The following is a 24,557-nucleotide window of genomic DNA, read 5'->3' on the forward strand; positions in this document are numbered from 1 at the left end:
AAAGTTTACCATAAAGGAGTAAAATTGGAAAAAAATACTTGAAAATGAATCGAGTGTCATTTATATTATAAATAAATGACACTTGATTCATTTATTTTCTTGGAGGGTATTTAGCAATGCCAAAGGTGACTGATGAACATAAGGAATTTCGCAAACAGCAAATACTCTTGGCCAGCATGGAGGTGTTTAAACGGAAGGGATATGAAAAAGCGACACTGAAGGATATTGTTGAACAGGCGGGTATGAGCCGAGGCTGGATTTATTTGTACTTTACCGATAAAAAACAGATTTTTGAAGCTTTGTTAACCCATCTCGATGCTGAGCAGGAACAGAAATTTGCGGAAGTGATAACCTCTGACGACACAGTTTTTTCTGTCTTAAGTAGATTTTTTGAAGAACTACGACTAGAAATGACCTCTGAAGATACCCTTTACCCAGCGATTTATGAATTTTGGATTACTAGCTGGAGAGATGAGACAGTAAGAGAGTTTTTTGCCAAGCGATATGAGCGAACCGTTGCTATGTTCTCAGACCTATTCCATAAAGGAATCGATTCTGGTGAATTTACTGCAACCATACCAGTCGATGAAATTACGAAAATGATGATGTCTAGTATAGACGGAATGATGGTTCATAGTTTGGCGTTTGGTCTAGCAAGGATTGATATGAAAAAACAGCAAGATCAATTGCTGAGGCGTTTAATGGAGTTGCTGCCTCAATCCAGTATTTAAAATGGAAAGGTTGTTGCCATCGTGCAAAACAAAAAGGTTTATTCATTTATCCTAATTAATTTTCTAATCACCTGGGGTTGTTGGCTTGCGGTTATTTTTCTATTGGAAAGCTCTTTATCGGAAGCCTCCCCTGAATTTGTTATATATGGACTGGGCGGGCTGTTAGGACCAGTTGTAGCCGCGGTTATTTCCCAACGATTTTACGGTTCAAAAGTGGAATTCCGCCAATTTCTTACGGAATTAGTGAAGGTAAAAGTCAATATTAGGTGGTATATCTTTGTGTTGATCGTACCATTACTCTTAGGGATATTTCCATTTTTAATAGATTCCCTGTTTACTGGTAAGATTCAGATGCGTTTTGACCAGCCGTATTATGCAGTCCTGTTAATGCTGCCAATGATGATTTTGGGAGGCGGACTGGAAGAGGTCGGTTGGCGCGGGGTTTTGCTTCCGGAATTTCTGAAAAAGTTTACACCTTTTACAGCAACATTGTTGCTTTCAGTAATTTGGGCTGTATGGCATGTGCCGCTTTGGTTTATATCTGGGACGGCCCAACATGGTTCTAATTTTGGCCTGTTTTTTGTTTCCGTCATGGGGACAGCCATTGTACTTTCGGCTCTGTATATCAGAACTAAAAGTATCTGGATGTGTATCCTGCTTCATGCCTTGTTCAATGCAAATTCTGCCTTTTTTGCGTCATCTGGGGGCCTCCATGCATGGAATGAAACAGTCAGCGTTATAGTTAAGTTAGTAGTTTGTATAGGTTTGTTTATGGTTCTTTTAAAAGGGAGAGTCGCCACAATAAGAGTATCTGGAGGTGTATCGAATGCAAGACATTAAATGGAGAAGCCCTGCTAGTTTGGCCTGTTTAGGTGTTTTTCTAGGCGGGCTTGGTATTTTTTTCTATAGTATTTGGTCAACGTTTCTAAATTAAAAACTCACAAAACAGAATGATTACTGAGCGGTTCACTTCTTTTTCAGAAGGGGTGATCCGCTTTTTCTGTAAAATAGAAGGGAAATCCCCAATAAGAATCGAACATGTTATCAAGCACCATGAATACACTTCTCAAGGATAAGAAAAAAGACAGGGAGTGGGTTAGATGGCGAATAGCGTGAATCGGAAAATTTTATTTGCAAGCAGGCCAAAGGGGATGCCAGATGAGAGTAACTTCAAAATGGTTGAAGAAAGGATTCCGGATATTAAAGAAGGGGAAGTGTTAATCAAAACACTTTATCTTTCGGTTGATCCTTACATGCGCGGGCGGATGTCAGATGCTAAGTCGTATGCCAAGCCATATGAAGTCGGGGAGCCGTTTCTGGGCGGTATGGTCGGAAAGGTCATAGAATCGAAGAATTCCAGATTTGAAGTTGGGCAATATGTCGATGGCCGGCTAGAATGGGCGGAATACAATGTTTCTGATGGAAGCGCCATCCGAAAAATTAATCCGGAATGGGGACCAATCACTACTGCGCTTCATGTTTTAGGAATGCCTGGCTTGACTGCCTATTTTGGCCTATTGTACATAGGGGAACCGAAGGAAGGGGAAACGGTGGTCGTGTCCGGTGCCTCTGGCGCTGTTGGCACAATTGTCGGCCAAATTGCCAAACTAAAAGGCTGCCGGGTTGTCGGGATTGCCGGCGGCGATGATAAGTGTGCGTTTTTAACAGAGGAATTAGGCTTTGATGCTGCAATCAACTATAAAACTACTGAAAATCTTCGCAAAGCGTTGAAGGGAGCCTGCCCGAATGGGGTCGATGTTTATTTCGATAATGTGGGCGGGACAGTAAGTGATGCGGTCATGTCCTTAATCAATTTCCAGTCACGGACGATCATTTGCGGCCAGATTTCCCAATATAACCTAGAAAATCGGGAACTTGGACCAAGAGTGGCGGGTCAGCTGCTGACGACCAGTTCACTGATGAAAGGCTTTATTGTTTCCGATTATGCTCAACATAACAGAGAAGGCTTAACACAGCTTTCGCAATGGGTTCGGGAAGGGAAAATCAAATACCGGGAGAATATCGTCGAAGGCTTTGAGAATACTGTCGATGCGTTCCTGGGGCTGTTCCGCGGCGATAACATCGGGAAACAGCTGGTGAAAGTGGCGGAAGAATAAATGATGGTTGGAAGAGAATGAGTTGCTTTGGACGCTCATTTTTGGAAACAACTTTCTTGCACTGTGTAAGTGCCGATAGAGTTCATTAAAATAGAGTGGCTTAGTTCAAGGTGAACTAAGCCATTTTTTCATTGTTCAATGAGTATTTAAGAACTCTCTAATTTCGTCTGCAGAAATTCCTGATTTAAGGGCTTCTAGAATAAGTGCCACCCATTCCTCATCCAGTTCTGTAATTCTACCGTGGGCATCCATAATTATTCCCTCCTAAAAAAATGGCTATAGTATACCGTACCTGCTGCTATTTCATATCTAATTAGCGAATACTATTTTATTTGGATAAAAACATAGGCCATTGCCCTAATGGAAGGTGGGCTAGTTTCTCGTTGAGTCTCAAAATTTTGTATAACAATAGTCATTTTTGCCTTGTCGTTATTACTTGTAAACGTTGCTTCTTCAACTGAGATAGTGCTGTCTCCTATATAATTTGAAAACTTATCAAGAATCTCATTCGCTTTAAAATAGAGGATGACTTCATTACCTTCGTTCATTAATTTTAACTCTGCTTTTTCATTACCGGCCTCTTTTAAGAGGGTATATTTTTTCCCATCCTTTTCAAACGCAAATTGCTCCTCTACTTTGCCCGTATTTAAGGGAATGTCGATTTGAATAAAGAAATCGTTTCCAGTAATGTTGATTGGCATGGGGTGTTTTACCTGAACAATAGTATAGGGAACATCATCAAATTTACTTGGGTTTTTGTATTCCTCAAAGCCAAAAGTAGGGCGAAAATTCTTATAGGGGTCAAAATTCTTTGGCAAAAACGAAATTTCGTCGGTGTAGTCCATCATCCATAAATACTGAATGGCATTTGTGAGTTTCTCCTTATCTTCATCAGGGATTGATTCCTTTGGGATGACCTCATTGTTTTCGAGCATTCCATTTTTTACAAGGATTTCTTCCACTGTCTTGATTTGGCTATTTTTGCTGATCGTGAATGCGTCGACCGGGGGAACGCTGGATACGACTGAGGACACGATGAGCAGAATGGCGATGACCCCGTTTTTTCGGACAGGCAAGAAACTTAATAAAATTCCGGAAGCGGCAGCAAATATGCCATATAAGATAACATAATAACGCGTATGTGTTAGACCTGTATCTGTTAAGGTGATAAAGGAAGAGATAATTTGTAAAACAACAATCGGCACAAGGATTTTAGGAGAAATTTTTCTAAAGAGGACGGTAAACTTGTTTTCAATGTCACTGGCCAATATGTAGACCAGAATAACCGCAATGGAATAGGACACAATCATTGGTTCGAGCAAGTTATCTGTCCAAAATTCCCCGCCGATATTTTTTGCCAGATAAATCAGCAGAATTAAGGTAAAAACGTTTATTAATGGAATGACAATATAGGAAATCAGTATTTCCAAAAACTTTGGAATGTGGGCGGCTTTCTCAATAACATGTTGTTGATTGTTCAGATTAGCCCCTGAATATTTCGGAATCAACGACAGAAAATACATCGGGGCAAACAGGATAAAAATGATATTTGCCGCTTGCGGGTAAGCTTTATAATCAAGGGAAACAATCAATTGATCAATGGCCCCCAGAATCATGGCGGTGCCTGCAAATATGACACCGGAAAAGAACATGGAATGGAAGAAAGATTTGAAAGCAATCATAAAGCTTTTATTAAAACTGATGTCGCTTTTTATAGTGGGAGTCCAAATGAAGGCGATTAACAGGGCAAACAGGGCGACATAAGTTCTAATTTGAATCTCGAGGCCCATGGCAGAAACGGGCCTAATGATGAGGTAATAACCCGCTGTCAGCACGATTGCTGCGGCCATTAACAATAGACGATGGGAAAGCCTGGAGTAAAACCGTTCATAAGCAACCTGGGATACGGCACCGAGGAATGCTCCCAGCAAAAAGGTCAATAGATATTCAGATTCGTTTTTATCTGTGCTAATCATATAAGCATCAATCATGGAGGCGCCCAATAGGAAAAATGTCGTCAACGGAAAACGGGCAATGGCATCAGTCAATCCTGAGAGTTTATCCTGAAGTTTTTTTATCCACTTCATTTTACTCAACCTCCCTATTTAGTCAACAACGGGCAATGACCCCATGTCTTAAAGGAATCTCATAAAAAAGTCTGGACTCATCTATAAATTATACCATTTTAAATTTTAAGATTATTTGTAATATTTGTGAATAAACGCACAATTTTGTTAAAAATAATTGGGGAATTTCTGATATTGCGGCGAAGTTTATTCACAATTCTGACATATTATTTCAATTTTTTTTGCGTTAATTTATGACAACGTCGGACAAGGTTTGTCTATAAATTCTAGTCAAATTGGCAATCGAATATAGAATATAGGAACATTTTGTAAAAATGTATGAGATACCGTCGATATTTTCAAATTTCACCTAGAGGCGAAGCCTGTTAAAATAGACATATAAAATAATTTTACCTGGGCTTATTGCGAAATTTGAATGAACAGTGGTCAAAAAGTAGCGATTCGAGAGGGACAAGATTCCCATGCGAGGAGGATATATGATGAATTTTAAAGTAAAATTCTGGCGAAGATTGACCAAGAGTCAAAAACTGCAATTGTTGAGGGAAAAAGCACATTTATCGAAGTCAGCGTAATGTTTACTTATTACGCTGATTTTTTTATTTGATATCTAACCCCATGAATGAAAGAAAGCGCCCATTAACAGGCGCTTTCTGAGTTTCTTGTTTATTTTTTCGGAATTTCGCAGCCGTTTTCATCACAATTGAGACCATCTTGTCCGCCTAGAGGGGTGAATGGGCCATCCTGGGCCACAACCTGCTTTAGGGCCTGAACAAAGGTTTCAACCGGCTGTGCACCGGTAAGGGAATATTTTTTGTTAATTAAGTAGAATGGCACACTGCGAATGCCGTATTGCTGCGCTTGAGATTCGTCTGTATAAACAGCATCGCTCATATCCTTGCCAGCCAGGAGTTCCTTAACGGCTTTGCCGTCCAATCCCACTTCCTCCGCCAGTTGAACCAGCGTGTCGTGGTCCCCGATGTGCTTGCCTTCGGTGAAGTAGGCACGCAGAATGCGATCGGTCATTTCCTTCATCAGGCCTTGATTTTTCGCGAACATCGTCAATCGATGCGCATCAAAGGTATTGGTCATAATGGCTCGATCAAGATGGTACTCTAACCCGGCTTCTTGGGCCATTCGCTCCACGTTGTCGCAATTCGCCTTTGCCTGCTCCATGCTCATGCCGTATTTTTTTGCCAGCATTTCATACATATTATAAGGCACGTCTTTTGAAGTAGATGGATCAAGTTCAAAACAGCGATAGACCACATCGACAGGGAAATCAACTTTCTGAATAGCGTCCTCCAGACGCTTTTTGCCAATATAGCAAAATGGTCAAGCAAAATCAGTCCACATTTCAATTAACATCTTGGAAACCTCCTTGGTGATTGATTTTATTTAGTATACCTATTTCAAGCAGAATTGACCAATCATCTGATTCAACCCGGACATAAACACGTAATTTTTCAAGAAAAAAAGTCTAAATTGCCAAAAACTTGAGTATTATCTACTAGACAAGGAGGCGATAATTTGAAATCAGTAGGCATCTTGGGTGTAGGGCAAGCAGGTGGAAATATCGCTGAAATCGCTACGACGATGGGTTTTCAAACGGCTCTGATCAACACAAATCAACGCGATGGGGCCGTCAACACAAAGGTTGAGAAGAAGTATTTTGTGCCTGGCTATAATGGTGCTGGGCAGGACCGCTCCATCGGCTTAAGAGCGGTTCACGAGCATTACCGCGAACTGATTGACTTTGTGAAAAAGTCCTTTAAGAACGTCAAACTGTTATTAGTCGCATTCTCGACTGACGGGGGAACCGGTTCCGGTATGAGTCCGTTGTTAATTGATATTTTGCTAGACCAGCTGCCGGGCATCAACATCGGGGCAATCGCTGTGGTGCCGGAACGGAACGTGCTGGCCGGAAATCGGATCAACGCAGCAGAATGCATCGAGCAGATTTCGAAGATTGAAGGGATTTCGTCCGTGTTTCTAGTGGATAACGACCAAGTGCGGAAAGTCAACCCACAATCCAGCAAGCAGCAAATCTACCTTTCCTCCAATCGTCAGGTCATGGAGGCGATTAGTTACGTCCTGCAGATCACGCAAAAGAGCTCGCTTTACGGTAACTTTGATGAAACCGACCTCATGAATATTTTGAATACCCGCGGCGTCACGATGATATCGTCAACGACGGTAACCGACGCCAAGACGACTGCAGACATTTCTAATAAAATTCAACGTTCCTGGGCAAACACCATTTTTTGTCCAATCGACACCGTCGGGGTGATCCGTGCCGGTCTCATCTATGAAGGGCCGGAAACGGTGGCGAAGCTTATTAGCGCACCGGCCATTTTTGAAGGAATCGGTGAACCGTTGGAACTATTTGAAGGAACGTATATTTCGGATACCGACCCAACCGTCACGATGATTCTGGCAGGGCTATCCTTTCCGCGCCGCCGTTTGCAGTCACTGGAAGAATCTCTTGAAAAAAACAAAGAGCGGCTGCAGTTCCTAGTCAACAAGGAGCATGCAGAAAAATATGAATCGCAGGTTTCCTGGGCGTCCAACCTGAAAGCAAAGCCGCCGGAAAGGAAACCGACGGGTGTAACGTCGAAGTTAACGAAGTATCAGAAATAATACGTTCAGAGCATCCTCTTCATAACAGAGGGTGTTCTTTTTATAGAATTTTAAAACTTGGTTAAATAGAACCAAGTTTTTTTGTATCCATTTTGAAAAAAATGACTAGACTGTATTGGGAAGAGTATTGCCTTAAGGAGTTGAAGGATTGTGAAAGAACCATTCCAGTACTCGGATATTTTTTATAATGAAGTAATTTATTATCTCGAGCAGAAATGGAACCGCCGTCTGGATGCTCATGAGCGTCATGTGCTAATTGAAGGGTATCGCTTTGGCCGGATGATCGAGGCGGAAAATGAAATTCGGATATTGTATGCAAAATAAAAGGAGACTTCCAAATGTATCAAATCACCAATATGATAATCGACGACGATTTTGCCACAGAAGAGTATGTGACAGTTGAATTTCAACATAACCTGAAGAATTATAGTATTACCTTTAAAAAGGCAGACCTTGAAATTATCAATAGCTGGGTATTTGAAGCTGAAACATCCTTCCCGGCGGATCTACCCGAGGAAATTGTTGAATCCATCAGGGAGGATGTTAAAAAACAAATCTGACTATGGCAGCAGTCCTGCGATTTGGAGCAGCGTCAGAACGATTTCGAATAGGATCAATAGGACGATTACCCATTCCACGAACAGGCCGCGAATGGAGTGACTGATGGTGGAAAAGCCATCCATGATATTATATAAAATCTCCGTCTTGCTTTTTAAAATTTTGTAACGGTCACTGAGCTCGAAAAATTCCATCATCTTGTCATAAAATTCGCTGGCGGTACTGCTGGACCAGGTAATGTCCGGCTTGTCCAAAATCATGATATAGGCGAGGGTGTTATATTCGTGCCGAAGTATTTTAGCTGTCGTCCTCGCCAGCTCTTTGTTGCCGATTCTTAGTTTTCCTTTTTCAAGCCGGTCGATCATCGTCTCCAGCCTGTCATGAATTTTTCCCAGCTGTTCTTCGGTTTTTTCCAGGGCCACGGATTTGGCCAGCACGGTGGAAATTAATTCAGGATAGAATTCCTCAAATTCAGGGACCATTACATATTCGTCCGCGAGCTCAAGACTTTCGTTTTCATGGATGTGCAAGCTGTAGTCGTCGGTATAGCGGTCAGCGTTGTTAATCTCCACGTCCGGCTCAAATTTTTGTATGAATTTTAGTAAAATAGTTGTTTCACTTGGGTCGGTTTGGTTGATAAACACCACGCTGCCAAACGAGAAGATCAGCACCATTTGACCGTCATTTATTTCGCGGCCGAGGATGGACTCTAGAACGCTGCCCCTTAGGATGAGGGGCTCCTCCCAGGTGAATTTTTTTGGAATCCCGCAGTGAATCGCGATTTTGTTTAAATCGATTTCATTGACAACGGCAAATGCTTTGAAGGTCATCGCCTTCATCGTGTATCACTCTTTTCGGCTATTTTTTAAAAACATGATCACCAATCGTGATCGTTGTTGCTCTAGAATCGAGCCAGCGGCTGGTGGCAATGACTGGATTATAGAAAAACAACGAATCCTGAGCCAGTGTTCTTTTTTCGTTTAATGCTTCGTATACCGCTTTAATAGAATCTTCGTCGGCAGGCTTATTGATTTGTCCGTTGCTCACTGGTTGAAATTGCCTTTTTTGATAAATGACTTCTTTTATCGTGTCAGGGAATTTGGGGCTTTCGAGTCGATTTAGAACTACACAGGCGACCGCGACTTTCCCTTCAAATGGCTCGGTTTCTGCCTCGGCACGGACAAGTCTCGCCAGCAGATCGATTTCGGATTGGGAAAATGGCGGTGCTTTGACGGCGTTCGTGGTGGTAGCATTAGTCTGGGCTTGGGCATACCGGATTTTCGCTACATCCACCCTTGTTTCGAGGCTTGCTAAGGTTGCGGCCGCTTCGGAATCAGCCTCTATTTTATTTATATGTACAGTTTGTCCAACATATATCAAGTCGAGATTATCAATTTGCGGGTTAAGTTCTGCCAACTCTTGTAAAGTTAAATGGTTGTCCTTGGCAATTTTGGCCATTGTATCTCCAGCTTGGATGGTGTGTGCTAGTGTGGGCGTTGTAAATAAGAGTGAAATTCCGAATGTCAGTGCAGCAATTAGTTTTTTCATTGATTTCTCCTCCTGGCTTTAATTCTTTTCTTGATTTCTATTTCTATGAAATGAAAAAATAGATTAGTATTACAGTTTCTTTACATGGAAGTGTCAAATTGTAGAATTGCATGTAAATTACGTAGAATTGGTTTGATATTTCGTAGAATCGGGCTTGAATTGCGTAGAATTGTTACGGGTTTACGTTGAATTCTTCTGAAATCTTGTAGAATTACGATAAAATCACGTAGAATTCCTTCCGAATGGTCGTTCAAGAGGGAAATTACCCTTTTAAAATGGAACGGAATTTCAGTAAAATGGATATATCTGCGGTAAAATGAAAGATATCTGCGATTGTTGACCATATATCTGCGGAAAGTTGTGGTTTATCTGCGCTCTTTTCGATATATCTGCGATAAATCAAATATATCCGCGATACATAATAACAACAGGGAGGAAACTGACATGTATAGCTTTAAAAACGACTACAGTGAAGGGGCACATCCGAGGATCTTGAGTGCGTTAATTGAAACCAACCTTGAACAGGAGGAAGGGTACGGGGAGGACCGCTATTCCCAAAAAGCGGTGGAGCAAATCAAAGCAAGGCTCGGGCGTACGGACGTTGATGTACATCTCTTATCAGGTGGGACACAGACTAATTTGACGGCGATTTCCGCTTTCTTAAGACCACATGAGGCCGCTATCGCCGCGAGTACTGGGCATATTTTTACCCATGAAACCGGGGCGATTGAAGCTACCGGACACAAAGTGCTTGCTGTCGATACGGAAGACGGGAAACTAAACACGGCCCATCTTCAAGGCGTTCTTGACTACCATACCGATGAGCATATGGTTAAGCCAAGACTAGTTTATATTTCTAACTCAACCGAAATCGGGACGATTTATAAAAAGGCTGAGTTGCAACAATTAAGGGAGTTCTGCGATAGGAATGAACTTATTTTATTCATGGATGGGGCACGGCTGGGTTCAGCACTTACTTCATCAGAAAATGACCTAACCTTGGCGGAGCTGCCGTGGCTGGTAGATGCTTTTTATATTGGCGGCACGAAGAATGGGGCGCTGATCGGGGAGGCGCTAGTCATTTGCAATGATTCACTTAAAACTGATTTCCGCTTCCATATTAAACAAAAAGGCGGCCTGCTCGCCAAAGGGCGGGTGCTTGGGCTTCAATTTCTTGAATTGTTCCGGGATAACCTATTTTTTGAACTGGCGGACCACGCCAACAAGATGGCAGAGCTTCTCAAAACTGAGCTGGCTAATGCTAATGTGAAGTTCCTGACCGACTCGCCAACCAATCAAATTTTTCCGATATTGCCGAACGAAGCCATAAGTGGGCTGCAAAGCAACTATGCATTTCATGTTTGGGAAAAAGTTGATGAGGATTATGCAGCGATTCGCCTCGTTACCTCCTGGGCCACAAAAGAGGAACAGGTTACTGCATTTATAGCAGATTATAAAAAACTTGCGCAATAATGATGGAGAGATCAAATCACCGCGATTTGGTCTCTTTTTATAATTGGAAAACCTGGAAGGATTTTGTAACCTATTGTAGAATAGTAGTAAAATAGTCTCGATGTTCAAGGGGGAAATCATGTTTATTTTTGGTATTTTACTACTAGCTTTCTTGATTGGTATATACCCGTTTTGGGATACAAAATATACCAATAAATTAAAGGTGACTTATCATGAGAAGGAACGGGTTGCTTATTTTAAATATATTATTTACTCTGAATGGGGTGTTACGTTACTCATTTTATTGATGGTTGCCGTAACAGCCACTACCTTTTCCGACATCGGATTGACGATGCCTTCAGAGAATGCATCCAAGACAATGGGCATGTTTGTCGGATTCTTAATCGGAATTGGAGTAGCGGTGTTTGGTTTGATGAGATTGCCTTTTTATCGAAAATACCAGGAAGCACAAACAAATACGGTGTCATATATGGTTCCGACCGGGAAGTTTGATAAGCGGTTGGGCATTTTTGTGGCCGTCACTGCAGGTATATGTGAGGAAATTATTTATCGCGGATTTTTATTGCATTTTCTCGCCAATTCGCCCTTTAATCTGGAAGGGTCTGTTTTAATGATTGTCGGTGCGGCGATCTTCGGGATTGCCCATTATTATCAAGGCTGGAAGGGCGTTCTCCTTACAGGGCTTGTTGGCTACGCACTTTCACGAGTATATTTTTCAACAGGCAGTTTGCTGTTCCCAATTATTCTTCATGCCATAATCGATTTGCGCTTTATGTTGACGGCTAAAAGTGAATCGAAAATTAATATTGAAACAAAAAGCGTATAACAAAACCATGCCATGGTGGTAGCTCATGGCATGGTTTTGTTTTTTTATATAAGCCCGAGACGTTCCAAACCGTGGCGGACACCGTCTTCTTCAGCACTGAGTGTCACCATATTGGCCGCACGCTTCAATTCTTCCTGTGCAGATCCCATCGCAACGCCCATGCCCACCAACGACAGCATTTCAATATCGTTCATACCGTCACCGAACGCAACCGTTTCATCAGGCGCAATGCCGAGGCGTTCCAGTAACTTAGTAATACCGACTGATTTATTGGATTTGGCCATATTCACATCACAGGCTTTCGCGCCGGTCGCAGTCCATCTGCGGAAATCCAGTTCAGGGATCATTGTTTCATAGAAACGTTCTTCTTCAACATCACAATGCAGGAACAATTGAAAAATATCTTCTTCCTGCCAAAACTTTGGTGAGGCAAGTTCCGGTTTCCAGTCATCATGCTGATAGGACTCTACGATATATGGATGCGTTAAATCGCTGGCTTTAAAGGTTTGATTGCTTAGAAACGTCAGCGGGTGCTGATATTCTAGCGACAATCCGTGTAATTTTTCCAAAACATGCTTATCGATTGAATTTTGGTAGATTTCATTCTTTTCATAATAGGCTAGCGAACCGTTAAAAAACACAGCCGAATCGACACCAATTTCCTCGATGATTGGCCATGAAAAATAAGGTGCTCTCCCCGTTGCGATGGCGACCGTTATATTCTTTGCTTTTAATTGCTCAATGGCGTCTTTAGTGGCATAACTTAACGTTTTCCCGTGGGGAAGGATGGTTCCGTCAATATCTAAGATGACTGCTTTATAATTCATGTATACAATACCTCCAAGCTATTTCCACCCAACATTATACCATGAACGCACATTGAATCCGTATATCTCTTGTTCATTTTCATATTTTGGTAGTACAATAGGAGTAATGAAATAGTTATCAAGAGTGGCTGAGAGACCTGGCTCAGAGACGTCACAGCAACCTGCAGACAGGCAAGGTGCTCCAACCAGGCAAAGCGGAAGCTTTGGATGATAAAACGGTGACGGACCCTTTTGCATCCATTTGCGAAAGGGTTTTTATTTTTTCAAAAAGGCAAAGGAGCGGTTGAAATGAACATTAGCGGTTTTGCCAGAGGCTTAATGGCGAAAAATTATTGCAGTGAAAAATTTCTATTACACGTTGCCAACTGTGTTGAAGGGCAATTGCAGGAATGGGATGAGAATTATGAGGTCATCCTTATGAAAATGCAAAATTATGAATTTATTGTCAGAAAAGGTGTAGAAGAATATCAAACTCTGCTGACGGAGAACGACATCGAATTCCTGAAGCAAAGCGGTCCATTCCAGCTGGATCGCAAAATTTGGAAGGACCTGGAGGCACAGGGGATGCCTATTTTAAAAGGTTTTGGGAATTATTTAGAAACAATTTTTTAAGATTTTGGGTGCAGCCATTTTGTGGGGCTGCACTCTTTTGCACTTTTTAAAAAAAATCCCTTAAAATGTGAACTTTGTTACAGAGCAATAATTAATAAAATGTTCACATTGTTTTCCGGTAGAGTGATGTACAATAAGGTATGTTAATTATTTCACATACTTTATTGTACATAAGGGTGGACTTGTTATGGCGTTTAGCAAACCAGAAAAGATTATGGAAATTACGGTTGAGAATGGAGTAAAAAAAGCAAAATATGCAGCCGGACAAACGTTAATATTAGGGTTCGAGGCCGGGGCCTTCATTGCGCTTGGTTATCTGCTGTTTATTCGTGTTACGGCACCGTTATCGGAAAGTCTGCAGGGACTAAGCAGTTTAATTGGGGCATCCGTGTTCCCAATTGGCCTAATTTTAACGCTGTTGGCAGGTGGGGAGTTGTTAACCGGGAACATGATGGCGGTGCCGCTTGCGCGATTCGCCAAAAAAGTCACGACAAAACAGGTTGCCTGGAATTGGCTGCTCGTTACGCTGAGCAATTTTGCCGGTGCCATCTTTGTCGCTTATGTCTTTGGCCATTTGGTTGGGTTAACGGAAACCGCTCCATTTTTGGATAAAACGATCAATGTTGCTGAGCACAAGCTGGAAGCGTCATTCTTTCAAGCGTTTCTATCGGGAATTGGCTGTAACTGGCTGGTAGCCGCAGCCGTTTGGCTATCATATGGGGCGGAGGATATGTCCGGAAAAATTCTTGGGATTTGGTTCCCAACGATGGCGTTTGTTGCGATTGGATTCCAGCACGTGGTGGCCAATATGTTCGTGATTCCTGCGGCAATCTTTGCTGGACATTTTACTTGGATAGAATACTTATATAATTTTGTCCCCGTGTTTTTAGGCAATGCTGTGGGGGGCGTGGTGTTTATCGGGATGGCATACTACCATGCCTATAAGAAAAAGGAACCGGCGATTAAAAGTGCCCCGGTTGTCCAGCCGTTGGTCAAAAGCGGGAGCAGATAAATGAAAAATAGATGGCGAGATATCCTCAATGTAAGTTGAGGTTTCTCGCCATTTTTTTACAAACATTTGATATTATAGAATTATAATAGTAAAGAGAAGGACGTCCTATATGAAGAAATTAAAAATGATTATTCCGGTTGTCATTGTAATTTTGATTGGAGCCTATTTTTTTGTCGGAAATTATTTTTTCAATTTTGCCCTTAATCCCCACCAGGAGAAGGAATTTCTGACGGATAATCCCCATTTGGCTCAATCAGAAGCGGTCTCGGCGGCCGTTGCAGAGGCAAGTAAATTGGCGGATGCCGAATTTTCTAAGAGCCATCAGCCAAGTAGATGGAGTGCTATATCAACAGACAAATTAAAATTGAAATTAAATGGATATGTGTATGAGAATAAGCAGGCAGAACACAAATGGGTGATTGTCGCACATGGTTACACCATGGACGGCTTAGGAATGACCCGCTGGGTTAGGAATTTTTATGAGCAAGGCTATAACGTGTTGGCACCAGACGCCCGGGGCCATGGTGAGAGTGAAGGGGACTATATTGGGATGGGCTGGCATGATCGGAAAGATATTCTTGTTTGGATTGATCAAATTGTCGAAAAAGACCCTGCCGCTGACATTGTTTTGTTCGGAATCTCGATGGGCGGGGCAACGGTGATGATGGCCTCTGGGGAAGAACTGCCGGAAAATGTAAAGGTAATTGTTGAAGATTGCGGCTATTCTTCGGTCATGGATGTATTTACCTATCAGTTGGACGACTTATTCGGATTACCCCCATTTCCTGTCATGAACGCAGCCAATACCGTTACAAAAATAAGGGCGGGGTACGACCTGAACGAGGCATCCGCGGTTAAGCAGGTTGCCAAGAGTAAAACTCCGATGTTATTTATTCACGGAGAAAGCGATTCATTCGTACCATTCGAGGAGTTAGATGAGGTTTTTAAGGCGGCAAAGGTAGAAAAGGAGAGATTGACGATACCTGGTGCGGGACACGGTGAAGCAGAGAAGGTAGACCCGAAAAAATATTGGGGGACGATTTGGAGTTTTGTTGATAAATATATGAAATAAAAAGGGTGGTGCGTGGTGCACCACCCTAAATTTTATGCTTCTACTTTTTGAAAGAACTGTGGTAAATGTTCTTTGTGCGCTTCTAGCATTTCATCAAGAATCTGCTTGCCCACTGTATCAGATGGAACAAGTGGGTTGATGGTCATAGCAAGTAACGCCGTTTTGTAATCGCCAGTTACGGCAGCTTCAGCAGCAACGCGCTCGAACGATTTGATCTGCTGAACCAATCCACGAACAGCAACTGGAAGGTCGCCAACAGAAATTGGCTTAGGGCCGTCTTTTGTGATCACGCAGTTTACTTCTACTGCGGAATCATCCGGAATGCTGGCAATCGCGCCGTTGTTGCGAGTGTTAACCGGCTGAATATCGCGCTTATCGTTGTAAATGGAGTTGATCAGACTGCAAGCAGCATCGCTGTAATACGCACCTCCGCGCTTCTCCAATTGAGGCGGCTTAATATCAAGATTTTCATCTTTATAAAGCTCAAATAATTCAGTTTCCAAACGTTGAACCACTTCCGCACGAGTGCCTTCAGCTTCAGCTTTTTCAAGTTCTTCAGCCAGCATTTCATCCGTTTTGTAGTAATAACGATGGTAGCCACAAGGGATTGCGCCTAATGCACGAATGAAGTCAGGCTCCCAAGCGATGCCGGAAATATTTTTCATTGTCATGGCATTTTCAGGATTCGCCATCGCTTCAATCACTTGGTCTTGGACGCTGACGCCGTCTAAGAATGTATCAAGGCCGAATACCATATGGTTAAGGCCGGCAAAGTTTACTTGTACACGCTCAGGCTCAACATTCAATGCTTTCGCCACGCCCATACGCATGCCGATTGGCACGTTACAAAGGCCGACAACCTTCTTGATATTGCTGTAACGAAGAACGGCTTCCGTTACCATGCCGGCTGGGTTTGTAAAGTTAACAAGCCAAGCATCTGGACAAAGTTCTTCGATATCTTTACAGATTTCAAGGATAACAGGAATGGTACGAAGGCCCTTGAATAATCCGCCAGGGCCATTTGTTTCTTGACCGATGACATTATATTTTAATGGAATTCTTTCATCTTTTGCACGAGCTTTTAAAAGGCCGACACGGAATTGAGTTGTAACGAAATCTGCGCCCTTTAACGCTTCGCGGCGATCTAATGTTAAATGAATTTTAATTGGAAGTCCTGCTTTGGCAACCATACGCTTCGCAAGGTTTCCGACGATTTCCAGCTTTTCTCTTCCTTCTTCGATGTCTACTAACCAAAGCTCTCGAACCGGAAGCTCATCATAGCGCTTAATAAAACCTTCGATTAATTCAGGAGTGTAGCTTGAGCCGCCGCCAATTGTAACGATTTTAATGCCTTTTGACATGTAAAATACCTCCAGAAATCTATTTTTTCTGTTCACAATTTCATTCTATTGTCTTATCGAAAAATCGTAAATGACTTGCCGGCTTTTAGGTGCAGATTCCAACGAAAGGAACTTGTTACATGCGGGTAACACCTTGTTACATGAATATGCTAAAATAGTAAATATAGAAAGTCTGGAGGTATTTTGATGTTTCCAAGTGATGTCATAGCTTCTTTTAACGAGTTAGAAACGTCTTTATATGATTATATTTGCAAGAATGGCGAGAAAGTTATCTATATGCGGATTCGCGATTTGGCGGATGAAACCCATGTTTCTACCTCTACGATCCTAAGGTTTTGTCGTAAAATTAATTGCGAAGGCTTCTCGGAATTCAAGGTAAAACTGAAAATGTATTTGGATGAAAATAAGGATCGAAAAGTCAAAAGCAGCCAGTATGCGGTTACTGAGTTTTTTGAACGGACATTAAATGGAAATCTGGATGCTGCCATTAGGGAGGCCGCATCACTGATAGTGGAATCGGACAACCTTATTTTTATCGGTTCAGGGAGTTCGGGGATTTTGGCAGAGTATGGCGCGAGATATTTTTCCAGCTTGGGGAAATTCTCCATGTATGTCAAGGATCCGTACATGCCGATTCATGCGAATTTTTTAGAAAATTGCACGACGATCGCCTTATCGGTGAACGGAGAAAATACGTTCACGATTTCGCATATCGACCAATTGAAACAAAAAGGCAGTAAGATCATCAGCATCACCAATAATAAGCATTGCACTATTGGAAAAATGTCCGATGTGAATATTTCCTATTACGTAACAGAGGAATGGTTTCAGCATTCCAATATTACGACGCAAGTGCCTGTTGTCTATATTCTTGAGGAAACGGCTCGGGAGATTCAAAAACTTTCCCAGGAAAGCAGACAGATATAGAACCTCTTGATCCATGGAAGTCACCCCAGGCTCGATTGCAGCATAGGCTAAATCATCAGATATGGGGGTGATAGCTTTGAAAAGATGGTTAAAAGCTGTTATTCTAACCTATCTTTTGTTGCTGTTTTTTGGGAGCTTTTTGGCGGTAGGCTTGCTATGGGTTGGCAAACTTGAGAAAATGCTGCCAATTATTGTGGATATAAAACTATTTTTGTATTATTTCTTTGCCGGAGCGATAGGTGGGTCGCTTAGACACCTGTATATGTTTTGTTCTCACTACATGGAAGGCGAGTTAACCGATTACCGTCACTGGGTGATGTACATCTTTTATCCAATCTTTGCTACCGGCACTGCTGTAATCGCTGTTACTTTGATTCAAAGTGGGGTTTTATTAATTGATTTTGTTGATTATAATAATATGCCCTATGCGCCAATCAGCATTGCATTTTTCGTCGGCTTTGGCTTTAACCGGTTTTTGAAAAAATTAAACAGCGTCTCCAAGAAGGTTTTCCAAACCGATCATCAAGAGAAAAAAGCAGATGAACCAACTAATGATAAACTGAAATTTTAATTGTAGGAGTTTTCGCAGTTTTAGTCGTGGCTATGATATGAGGTGAATGAAATTTTGGATATATTGTTATGGATTATAATTGTTGCCTGTTTCATTGTGAGTTTTGTCGGTCTTGTCTATCCCATCATTCCATCTGTATTGATGATTTGGGCCGGTGTGGCTGTTTATCATTTTGGGATTAACACGGATGAACTTTCTTGGATTTCGTGGACAATGCTAGTCCTTCTGACAGTGTTGTTGTTTCTCGCGGATTATTTAGCGAACCTCCACTTTGTGGATAAAGCAGGGGGTTCGAAATGGGGGATGAGGGCGGCAACAATCGGGTTGATTGTTGGCAGTTTTGTGATTCCGCCGTTTGGCGTCATCGTTGTTCCATTTGTCTTGGTCTTGCTCGCAGAATTGTTGCAAAAGAAAACGTTCCAGGAATCCGCTAAAGTGGCAGTTGCCACCTTAATCGCTTTCTTAAGCGGCACGTTTGCAAAAGCGGTCATCCAGTTTATTATGATTGTGGTTTTTGCGGTGGATGTTGTTTTTTAGAAAACGCTTGAATGATTCAGAAAATTCTTGTAAAATAAACATTAGCTTCATCCTATCCGTCTTTACAACGGAAGGCAGTGAAGAATTCTTTTAAACTTAAAACAATTGACTGATAAGTTTCCACATCCAGCCTTAGCCGGCTGCATCAATGGATCGTAAGCCAGTCCCATACCACATTTATGTGTGTTTGGGCTGGCTTTTTGTATTTTTAGAATGATTTTCTTAGGGGGTGGGAAATTGGCAGGTGCACTCGAAGGAGTGAGGGTGTTGGATTTAACAAGAGTCTTGGCCGGGCCTCACTGTACAATGATTTTGGCGGACCTTGGCGCCGATGTCATAAAAGTGGAAGCTCCTGGCGGCAGCGATGAAACGCGCTTCTGGGGGCCGCCGTTTCAAAATGGGGTCAGTGCCTATTATTTATGTGCGAATCGCAATAAGAGAAGCATCACGGTGAACCTGAAAACGGAAGAGGGCAGGGAAATCATCCGGACGCTGGCCAAGAATGCTGATGTGCTAATTCACAATTTTAAGACAGGGTCGATGGATAAATGGCAACTCGACTATGAAACAATCAACCACATCAATCCACGGCTCATCTATTGTTCTATTACGGGATTCGGAGAAACCGGGCCCTACCAGCATTTACCCGGTTATGACTATATCATTCAGGGCATGAGCGGCCTGATGAGTATCACCGGCAGTGAAGAAAGCGGGCCGATGAAAATAGGCGTGGCCATGGTCGATATCCTGACTGGCCTTTATTCCGTAATTTCCATAGAGGCGGCTTTATATGAAAGGGAAAAATCAGGGCAGGGGCAAAAAATTGATATGTCGCTACTAGACACTGCGGTAAGCTCATTAGCGAATGTAGCAAGCAATTACCTAATATCAGGAAAAGTACCGCGAAGACTGGGAAATGATCATCCGAATATTGTCCCATATTCAAAATTTAAAGCGTCAGACGGAGATATAATTATCGCAGTTGGAAATGACCGGCAATTCGCCGACCTATGCAAGGTGATAGGAATCCCTCAAATCGCCGAGGATGAACGTTACCGCACCAACGAGGCAAGGGTGGAAAACAAGCTCGAACTCACCAAAATACTGGAGGACCAACTACAATTAAAAACAGCCGCTGAGTGGATTGAGGTTTTTTCAGAAAAAAACATTCCTTGTGGCCCCATCCATACGATGGACCGGGTTTTCGAACATCCACAAGTGCTTGCCCGTGATATGGTCGTGCACGTGAACCACCCGGAAGCGGGCAGGGTGAAGCTTGTCGGTTCACCTATAAAACTATCAAGAACAAAGGCAAAAATTGAACGCCACCCGCCGATTGCGGGGGAGCATACGAGTGAAATTTTGCAGCAAGCCGGTTTTTCATTAGAGGAAATCAGCCAGTTGAAAGAGAACAATATTATTTAAGAAAGATGGAGGCGTTTTAGCGATGAATTTTGAATTTACCGAAGAACAAGAAATGTTGAGAAAAATGGTCAGAAGTTTTGTTGACAAGGAAATTATCCCATACATGCAAGAGTGGGATGAACGGGGCTATTTCGATCCTGTTATTTGGAAGAGATTAAAAGAATTAGATTTGTTGGGTGTTTGCATCCCGGAGCAATATGGTGGAAGCGGCATGGATTACAATTCTCTTGCTATTGTTTGCGAAGAACTAGAACGGGGCGACACAGCCTTCCGTACGGCCGTGTCTGTTCATACCGGTTTAAACAGTATGACACTATTACAGTGGGGAACAGAAAAGCAAAAACAAAAGTATCTTGTTCCACAAGCAAAAGGAGAAAAAATCGGGGCCTTTGGACTGACAGAACCAGGGGCTGGGTCTGATGTGGCATCCTTAGGGACAACCGCTATAAAAGACGGTGACCACTACATTTTAAATGGGTCCAAAACATGGATTTCTCTATGTGATGTGGCTGATCATTTCATCGTGTTCGCCTATACCGATAAAGAGAAAAAACACCATGGAATTTCCGCCTTTATCGTGGAGCGCACGATGCCAGGCTTCTCGTCAAAAGCGATTAAAGGGAAACTTGGAATCCGTTCCGGAAATACCGGCGAATTGTTCTTTGACCAGATCAGAGTACCCAAAGAAAACCTGCTTGGCCAAGAAGGTGAAGGCTTCAAAATAGCCATGTCGGCTTTGGATAATGGCCGCTTTACGGTTGCCGCAGGGGCAGTCGGGCTAATCATGGCGAGCCTGGAGGAGAGTGTCAAGTATTGCCATGAACGAAAAACCTTCGGCAAGGAAATTGGGAAACATCAGCTTGTTCAGCAGATGATCGCCAATATGGAAGCAGGCTTGCAAATGAGCCGGTTGCTGGTTTATCGCGCCGGGGAGCTTAAAAATAAAGGAGTCCGGAATACCCGTGAAACCTCGCTGGCAAAGTGGCAGGCATGTGATTTTGCCAATAAAGCAGCGGATGATGCAGTGCAAATCCACGGTGCCTATGGTTATTCTAGCGAATACCCGGTTGAGCGCTTCTTGCGGAATTCGAAAGCGCCGGTCATTTATGAAGGAACAAGGGAAATTCACACGGTCATGCAGGCAGAATACGTGCTTGGCTACCGTGAAGATAAGCCGTTAAACAACATGCTGCCGGCCTGGCCTTATGAGAACGAAAAGGAAACTGTTAAAAACGGATAAACGAGAAGGAGCGAACCGATTTGGTTCGCTCCTTCTTATTTGAGGTCGAGTCGATAACCTAATTTGTTTGAATGATCGCCTCATATTGTTTGTACAGGTCTTTTAATGCAGCAATCAGCGCATGGTTGGCTTTCCCCAAGTATCCGTTTTTTAATTCTTCAAGCGGCTTGTCAATCCCGTCGCGTAAACTATGGCCCCTCAAAAGTCTGGAGATATAGTCCCTGCCATGTTCGGTGGCCAACGTACAGGAAGCTTCTACAATAACTCCATAGGTCTTATCCAGTTCTACAGTGATGGTCAACGTTTCAAAAATATTCTTAGCCGCCATTCCGGATGGTAGTTTCGCATGTCCGGCAATAAAGTATGTATTCATCTTTATGACCCCTAACGTTTTATTAGATTTAGAATAATACAAAAATAGCAAATTGTTAAGAAATATATAGACATTATTTAGAATTAGAATCTACCTTTTCCCCCTGGGCATAAGTGATACTTATACCCCTATTAAATACTCGTATTTCTCACCAAACTATTAACCAACTATAATACAAATATCCAGAATTATTTTAAAATCAAAATATTCGGAAAATATATAGGATAGGAGGGAAGTTAGAGATGATGCTTACAAAGGTGAATACGAAAAAAGTCACCTATACAAATCCGATTTTTAACACCATGACACAAGAAGGAATTATAGCCTTTCAAGAAGTTTTACTTAGGAAACAATTAAAGTATGTTTATCGAAATTCTGAGTATTACCGAAGAAAATTTCATGAAGCGGGGGCATTTCCCGAGGAAATTCGAACATTTGCTGATTATCAAAAGCTGCCTATTTTTATGGATAAAGCAGCGGAAAGAGACACCCAACAGGAGTCGATGGAACGATTTGGGCATCCGTTTGGCATGCATCTGTGCAGTTCCGCGGATGAAATCTATTTTACCGGCACCACAAGCGGTACATCGGGAGTTCCAACTTTTACTTACTCATTTACAAAGGAAGACATCGAATTTTTGAATCGCTATATTCGGCATATGCTCGAATATGGAGGCATCCATGCGGGGGAGCGGTTACTGTTTAGTCACTCGTTAGGCATATATGCCACCTCATCTATTTTGTTTGGCGTCCGTGCCCACAATGTCTTGCCAGTTGATGTGGATGTACGTGCCGGAAGCAAGACCATTTTGCAATACGCGATGATGACAAAGCCATCGGGTGCGATGATGACTCCGTCATTGGCAGAGCATTTGATTGATAGGGCAGAAGAGCTGGGATGGAATGTCCGCGACCTCGGGCTGCAGGCCATTTTTACAGTAGGTGAAATTGGAGTAGGGGTTCCTGAGGTTAAGAAAAGAATTGAAAAAGCCTATGGCTGCCGACTCTATGATTATTTAGGAGAATTAGGATTTTCTTGTGATTCAGATGAGTATTATGGGATTCACTGTGTTGCTCCCGACCTAAACCTTTTCCCCAATGATCTAATCGACCCGGAAACGAAAAAGCCGGTAGAAATAGTAGATGGTGTGATTGGGGAAAGGGTAACAACAGAGATAAATTTGAAAGGGCTTCCAAGAATCCGATACGCAACCGGTGATGTAATCCAAGTATTTACGAACGAATGTCCTGGGTGCGGCTTTAAAGGAAGAAGAATTAAGTTTGTCGGCCGGGCCGATGACATGCTGATTGTAAAAGGTGCGAATGTCTATCCTTCCGCTATTAAGAATGTGATTTCCAAATTTACACCAGATGTCACGGGGGAATTAAGGATTGTTCTAAATAATCCACCGCCAAGAGTAGTACCGCCGCTGCAAATTAAGCTGGAATACGGCAACCAATTTGACAAAAGTATGTTGGGAGATTTGGAGGCAAGAATCAAAAGTGCTCTTCATACAGAAGCCAGATTGACACCGGAATTCATTTGGTGCGAACCGGGTACCCTGGAGAAACCATTAACCAAAACACCGCTGTTTGAAAAAAATTACTAAATGGATTAGAAAGTGAGGTAGTTTAATTGTTTATTGATTGTTCCAACACGCTTCCCGAATTTATTTTTGAGGCACCAAAAGAAATTGATCCCAAAAATGCTGAATATCGTGTGTTATTTGGTGCCAAATGGGCGCAATTGGCCGGATGGTCAAAAACTGAATTTATGCAAATGGTAAATGAACGATCAGTTGAAACCGTCATGCAAGAGGTTTATGCAAAGCTTGAAAGTGAATTCTCCATGGATAACTTCCTCACTATGCTCAGCGATGCAAACGTAGTTTATCACGCGATTCATAACATGGATTATGGAAGAGACGGGTCCAAGCCGCCTGCAGACCATGATTATGTGGCGGAATTGCTAAAGAGATATCCTGACCGTTTTATCGGATTTGCCGGCTATAATCCGCATAAAGGAACCGAAAGTCTGAAAGTAGTCCGTAAAGCATTAACAGAGCAAGGCTATAAAGCAGTGGTCATTCCGCCATACGAACATGGGGTAAAAGCGGATGACCGCAAGTATTACCCGTTATATGCCCTTTGTGAAGAATTGGATATTCCAATTTGGATCCATAGTTCCATCAATTATTTCCGTGAAACTTCCGTGTTTATTGACCATCCAGCGAACCTTGAAGCCCCGCTTATGGACTTTAAAAATTTAAAAATCATTGCCGGACATGGCGGCTGGCCGTGGGTCCCTGATTTAATTGCAATGCTATTAAAATATGAAAATCTTTATGTCGATACTTCGGCATTCAGGCCAAAATATATCGCTGAAGCAAATACTGGCTGGGATATGTTTATGCATTATGCCAACACACTAATTCAAGACAAAATTGTTTTTGGTACCGATTGGCTGACATTAGGTATGCCAATCAAAGAGGTAATAAAAGAAATCGAAGCATGGCCATTAAAAGATTCGGTAAGAGAGAAATTCTATTGGAAAAACGCCAATAAGGTTTTCAAATTGGGCTTGGAAAAACCAGTATTGACTAAAACATATGAAGGGGAATAA

26 protein-coding genes and 1 riboswitch are annotated in these 24,557 nt (G+C 42.4%); of the genes, 18 read left to right on the top strand and 8 right to left on the bottom strand.

Annotated elements, in window-relative coordinates:
• The first annotated feature begins 116 nt into the window (after positions 1-116).
• The 3 genes from AR334_RS23010 to AR334_RS23020 all read left to right on the top strand — a co-directional run bounded on the left by AR334_RS23010 (position 117) and on the right by AR334_RS23020 (position 2,848).
• Entirely contained in the window at positions 117-731 is a 615-nt protein-coding gene (locus AR334_RS23010; RefSeq protein WP_066318797.1) for a TetR family transcriptional regulator, read from the top strand.
• A gap of 21 nt (positions 732-752) precedes the next feature.
• Positions 753-1,571, top strand: coding sequence for a CPBP family intramembrane glutamic endopeptidase (locus AR334_RS23015; protein WP_066318800.1), 819 nt, complete (start codon positions 753-755; stop codon positions 1,569-1,571).
• Positions 1,572-1,831: 260 nt separating this feature from the next.
• Positions 1,832-2,848 carry an NADP-dependent oxidoreductase gene (locus tag AR334_RS23020; protein ID WP_066318802.1) on the top strand — a complete coding sequence of 339 codons (1,017 nt, stop codon included), beginning with the start codon at positions 1,832-1,834 and terminating at the stop codon, positions 2,846-2,848.
• Positions 2,849-2,983: 135 nt separating this feature from the next.
• Here AR334_RS23020 and AR334_RS29120 read toward each other — a convergent pair whose 3' ends face one another.
• The 3 genes from AR334_RS29120 to AR334_RS23030 all read right to left on the bottom strand — a co-directional run bounded on the left by AR334_RS29120 (position 2,984) and on the right by AR334_RS23030 (position 6,255).
• Positions 2,984-3,100: an anti-repressor SinI family protein gene (locus AR334_RS29120; RefSeq protein ID WP_082693077.1), complete on the bottom strand. Its 117-nt coding sequence runs from the start codon at positions 3,098-3,100 to the stop codon at positions 2,984-2,986.
• 71 nt (positions 3,101-3,171) lie between these two features.
• The gene (locus AR334_RS23025) at positions 3,172-4,935 is read right to left on the bottom strand and encodes a DUF4153 domain-containing protein (RefSeq protein WP_066318806.1); all 1,764 of its coding nucleotides are present in this window, start codon (positions 4,933-4,935) and stop codon (positions 3,172-3,174) included.
• A gap of 663 nt (positions 4,936-5,598) precedes the next feature.
• Positions 5,599-6,255, bottom strand: a complete 657-nt coding sequence (locus AR334_RS23030; protein WP_301337178.1) for a DsbA family oxidoreductase — start codon at positions 6,253-6,255, stop codon at positions 5,599-5,601.
• 207 nt (positions 6,256-6,462) lie between these two features.
• Between AR334_RS23030 and AR334_RS23035 the strand changes: the two genes are divergently transcribed.
• The 3 genes from AR334_RS23035 (at position 6,463) to AR334_RS23040 (ending at position 8,132) form a co-directional block, all read left to right on the top strand.
• On the top strand, positions 6,463-7,572 hold the full coding sequence (locus tag AR334_RS23035) for a hypothetical protein (RefSeq protein ID WP_066318820.1): 1,110 nt from the start codon (positions 6,463-6,465) through the stop codon (positions 7,570-7,572).
• A gap of 150 nt (positions 7,573-7,722) precedes the next feature.
• A complete protein-coding gene (locus AR334_RS29665; RefSeq protein WP_156431370.1) occupies positions 7,723-7,896 on the top strand; it encodes a hypothetical protein in 174 nt (57 codons plus the stop codon).
• A 14-nt stretch (positions 7,897-7,910) separates the two neighbouring features.
• On the top strand, positions 7,911-8,132 hold the full coding sequence (locus AR334_RS23040; protein ID WP_066318823.1) for a hypothetical protein: 222 nt from the start codon (positions 7,911-7,913) through the stop codon (positions 8,130-8,132).
• Here AR334_RS23040 and AR334_RS23045 read toward each other — a convergent pair whose 3' ends face one another.
• Positions 8,133-8,969 carry an RMD1 family protein gene (locus AR334_RS23045; RefSeq protein ID WP_066318826.1) on the bottom strand — a complete coding sequence of 279 codons (837 nt, stop codon included), beginning with the start codon at positions 8,967-8,969 and terminating at the stop codon, positions 8,133-8,135. It lies immediately after the preceding gene.
• A gap of 19 nt (positions 8,970-8,988) precedes the next feature.
• Positions 8,989-9,678 (bottom strand): cell wall hydrolase, encoded by a 690-nt coding sequence (locus AR334_RS23050; protein WP_066318830.1) that lies wholly within the window; start codon positions 9,676-9,678, stop codon positions 8,989-8,991.
• A 444-nt stretch (positions 9,679-10,122) separates the two neighbouring features.
• Here AR334_RS23050 and AR334_RS23055 point away from each other — a divergent pair, with 444 nt between their 5' ends.
• Complete coding sequence (locus tag AR334_RS23055; protein WP_066318836.1) at positions 10,123-11,151, top strand: low specificity L-threonine aldolase; 1,029 nt, start codon at positions 10,123-10,125, stop codon at positions 11,149-11,151.
• Positions 11,152-11,269: 118 nt separating this feature from the next.
• Positions 11,270-11,977: a CPBP family intramembrane glutamic endopeptidase gene (locus tag AR334_RS23060; RefSeq protein ID WP_066318837.1), complete on the top strand. Its 708-nt coding sequence runs from the start codon at positions 11,270-11,272 to the stop codon at positions 11,975-11,977.
• A 44-nt stretch (positions 11,978-12,021) separates the two neighbouring features.
• On the opposite strand, the gene AR334_RS23065 is transcribed toward AR334_RS23060, so the two are convergent.
• Positions 12,022-12,804 carry a Cof-type HAD-IIB family hydrolase gene (locus AR334_RS23065; RefSeq protein ID WP_066318838.1) on the bottom strand — a complete coding sequence of 261 codons (783 nt, stop codon included), beginning with the start codon at positions 12,802-12,804 and terminating at the stop codon, positions 12,022-12,024.
• Positions 12,805-12,916: 112 nt separating this feature from the next.
• A riboswitch (SAM riboswitch) is annotated at positions 12,917-13,021 on the top strand.
• A 71-nt stretch (positions 13,022-13,092) separates the two neighbouring features.
• Between AR334_RS23065 and AR334_RS23070 the strand changes: the two genes are divergently transcribed.
• The 3 genes from AR334_RS23070 (at position 13,093) to AR334_RS23080 (ending at position 15,500) form a co-directional block, all read left to right on the top strand.
• Entirely contained in the window at positions 13,093-13,416 is a 324-nt protein-coding gene (locus AR334_RS23070; RefSeq protein WP_156431371.1) for a hypothetical protein, read from the top strand.
• A 187-nt stretch (positions 13,417-13,603) separates the two neighbouring features.
• On the top strand, positions 13,604-14,428 hold the full coding sequence (locus AR334_RS23075; RefSeq protein ID WP_066318847.1) for a formate/nitrite transporter family protein: 825 nt from the start codon (positions 13,604-13,606) through the stop codon (positions 14,426-14,428).
• A 109-nt stretch (positions 14,429-14,537) separates the two neighbouring features.
• Positions 14,538-15,500, top strand: a complete 963-nt coding sequence (locus AR334_RS23080; RefSeq protein WP_066318849.1) for an alpha/beta hydrolase — start codon at positions 14,538-14,540, stop codon at positions 15,498-15,500.
• A gap of 32 nt (positions 15,501-15,532) precedes the next feature.
• Here AR334_RS23080 and AR334_RS23085 read toward each other — a convergent pair whose 3' ends face one another.
• On the bottom strand, positions 15,533-16,861 hold the full coding sequence (locus AR334_RS23085; protein ID WP_066318851.1) for a 6-phospho-beta-glucosidase: 1,329 nt from the start codon (positions 16,859-16,861) through the stop codon (positions 15,533-15,535).
• Between the two features lie 186 nt (positions 16,862-17,047).
• Here AR334_RS23085 and AR334_RS23090 point away from each other — a divergent pair, with 186 nt between their 5' ends.
• The 5 genes from AR334_RS23090 (at position 17,048) to AR334_RS23110 (ending at position 21,561) form a co-directional block, all read left to right on the top strand.
• Positions 17,048-17,788: a MurR/RpiR family transcriptional regulator gene (locus AR334_RS23090; RefSeq protein WP_066318854.1), complete on the top strand. Its 741-nt coding sequence runs from the start codon at positions 17,048-17,050 to the stop codon at positions 17,786-17,788.
• 76 nt (positions 17,789-17,864) lie between these two features.
• Positions 17,865-18,359, top strand: a complete 495-nt coding sequence (locus tag AR334_RS23095) for a hypothetical protein (RefSeq protein WP_066318866.1) — start codon at positions 17,865-17,867, stop codon at positions 18,357-18,359.
• Positions 18,360-18,413: 54 nt separating this feature from the next.
• A complete protein-coding gene (locus AR334_RS23100; protein WP_066318871.1) occupies positions 18,414-18,896 on the top strand; it encodes a DUF456 domain-containing protein in 483 nt (160 codons plus the stop codon).
• Positions 18,897-19,133: 237 nt separating this feature from the next.
• Positions 19,134-20,321: a CaiB/BaiF CoA-transferase family protein gene (locus AR334_RS23105; protein ID WP_066318875.1), complete on the top strand. Its 1,188-nt coding sequence runs from the start codon at positions 19,134-19,136 to the stop codon at positions 20,319-20,321.
• 22 nt (positions 20,322-20,343) lie between these two features.
• Complete coding sequence (locus tag AR334_RS23110) at positions 20,344-21,561, top strand: acyl-CoA dehydrogenase family protein (RefSeq protein ID WP_066318881.1); 1,218 nt, start codon at positions 20,344-20,346, stop codon at positions 21,559-21,561.
• 58 nt (positions 21,562-21,619) lie between these two features.
• Here the strand turns inward: AR334_RS23110 and AR334_RS23115 are convergent, their stop codons facing one another.
• Positions 21,620-21,934: a DUF3870 domain-containing protein gene (locus tag AR334_RS23115; RefSeq protein ID WP_066318883.1), complete on the bottom strand. Its 315-nt coding sequence runs from the start codon at positions 21,932-21,934 to the stop codon at positions 21,620-21,622.
• A gap of 242 nt (positions 21,935-22,176) precedes the next feature.
• Here AR334_RS23115 and AR334_RS23120 point away from each other — a divergent pair, with 242 nt between their 5' ends.
• Positions 22,177-23,544 carry a phenylacetate--CoA ligase family protein gene (locus AR334_RS23120; protein WP_253701348.1) on the top strand — a complete coding sequence of 456 codons (1,368 nt, stop codon included), beginning with the start codon at positions 22,177-22,179 and terminating at the stop codon, positions 23,542-23,544.
• 26 nt (positions 23,545-23,570) lie between these two features.
• Positions 23,571-24,557, top strand: coding sequence for an amidohydrolase family protein (locus tag AR334_RS23125; protein WP_066318884.1), 987 nt, complete (start codon positions 23,571-23,573; stop codon positions 24,555-24,557).

This window comes from Bacillus sp. FJAT-29814 (genome assembly GCF_001510715.1).
GTDB lineage: Bacteria > Bacillota > Bacilli > Bacillales > Cytobacillaceae > Neobacillus.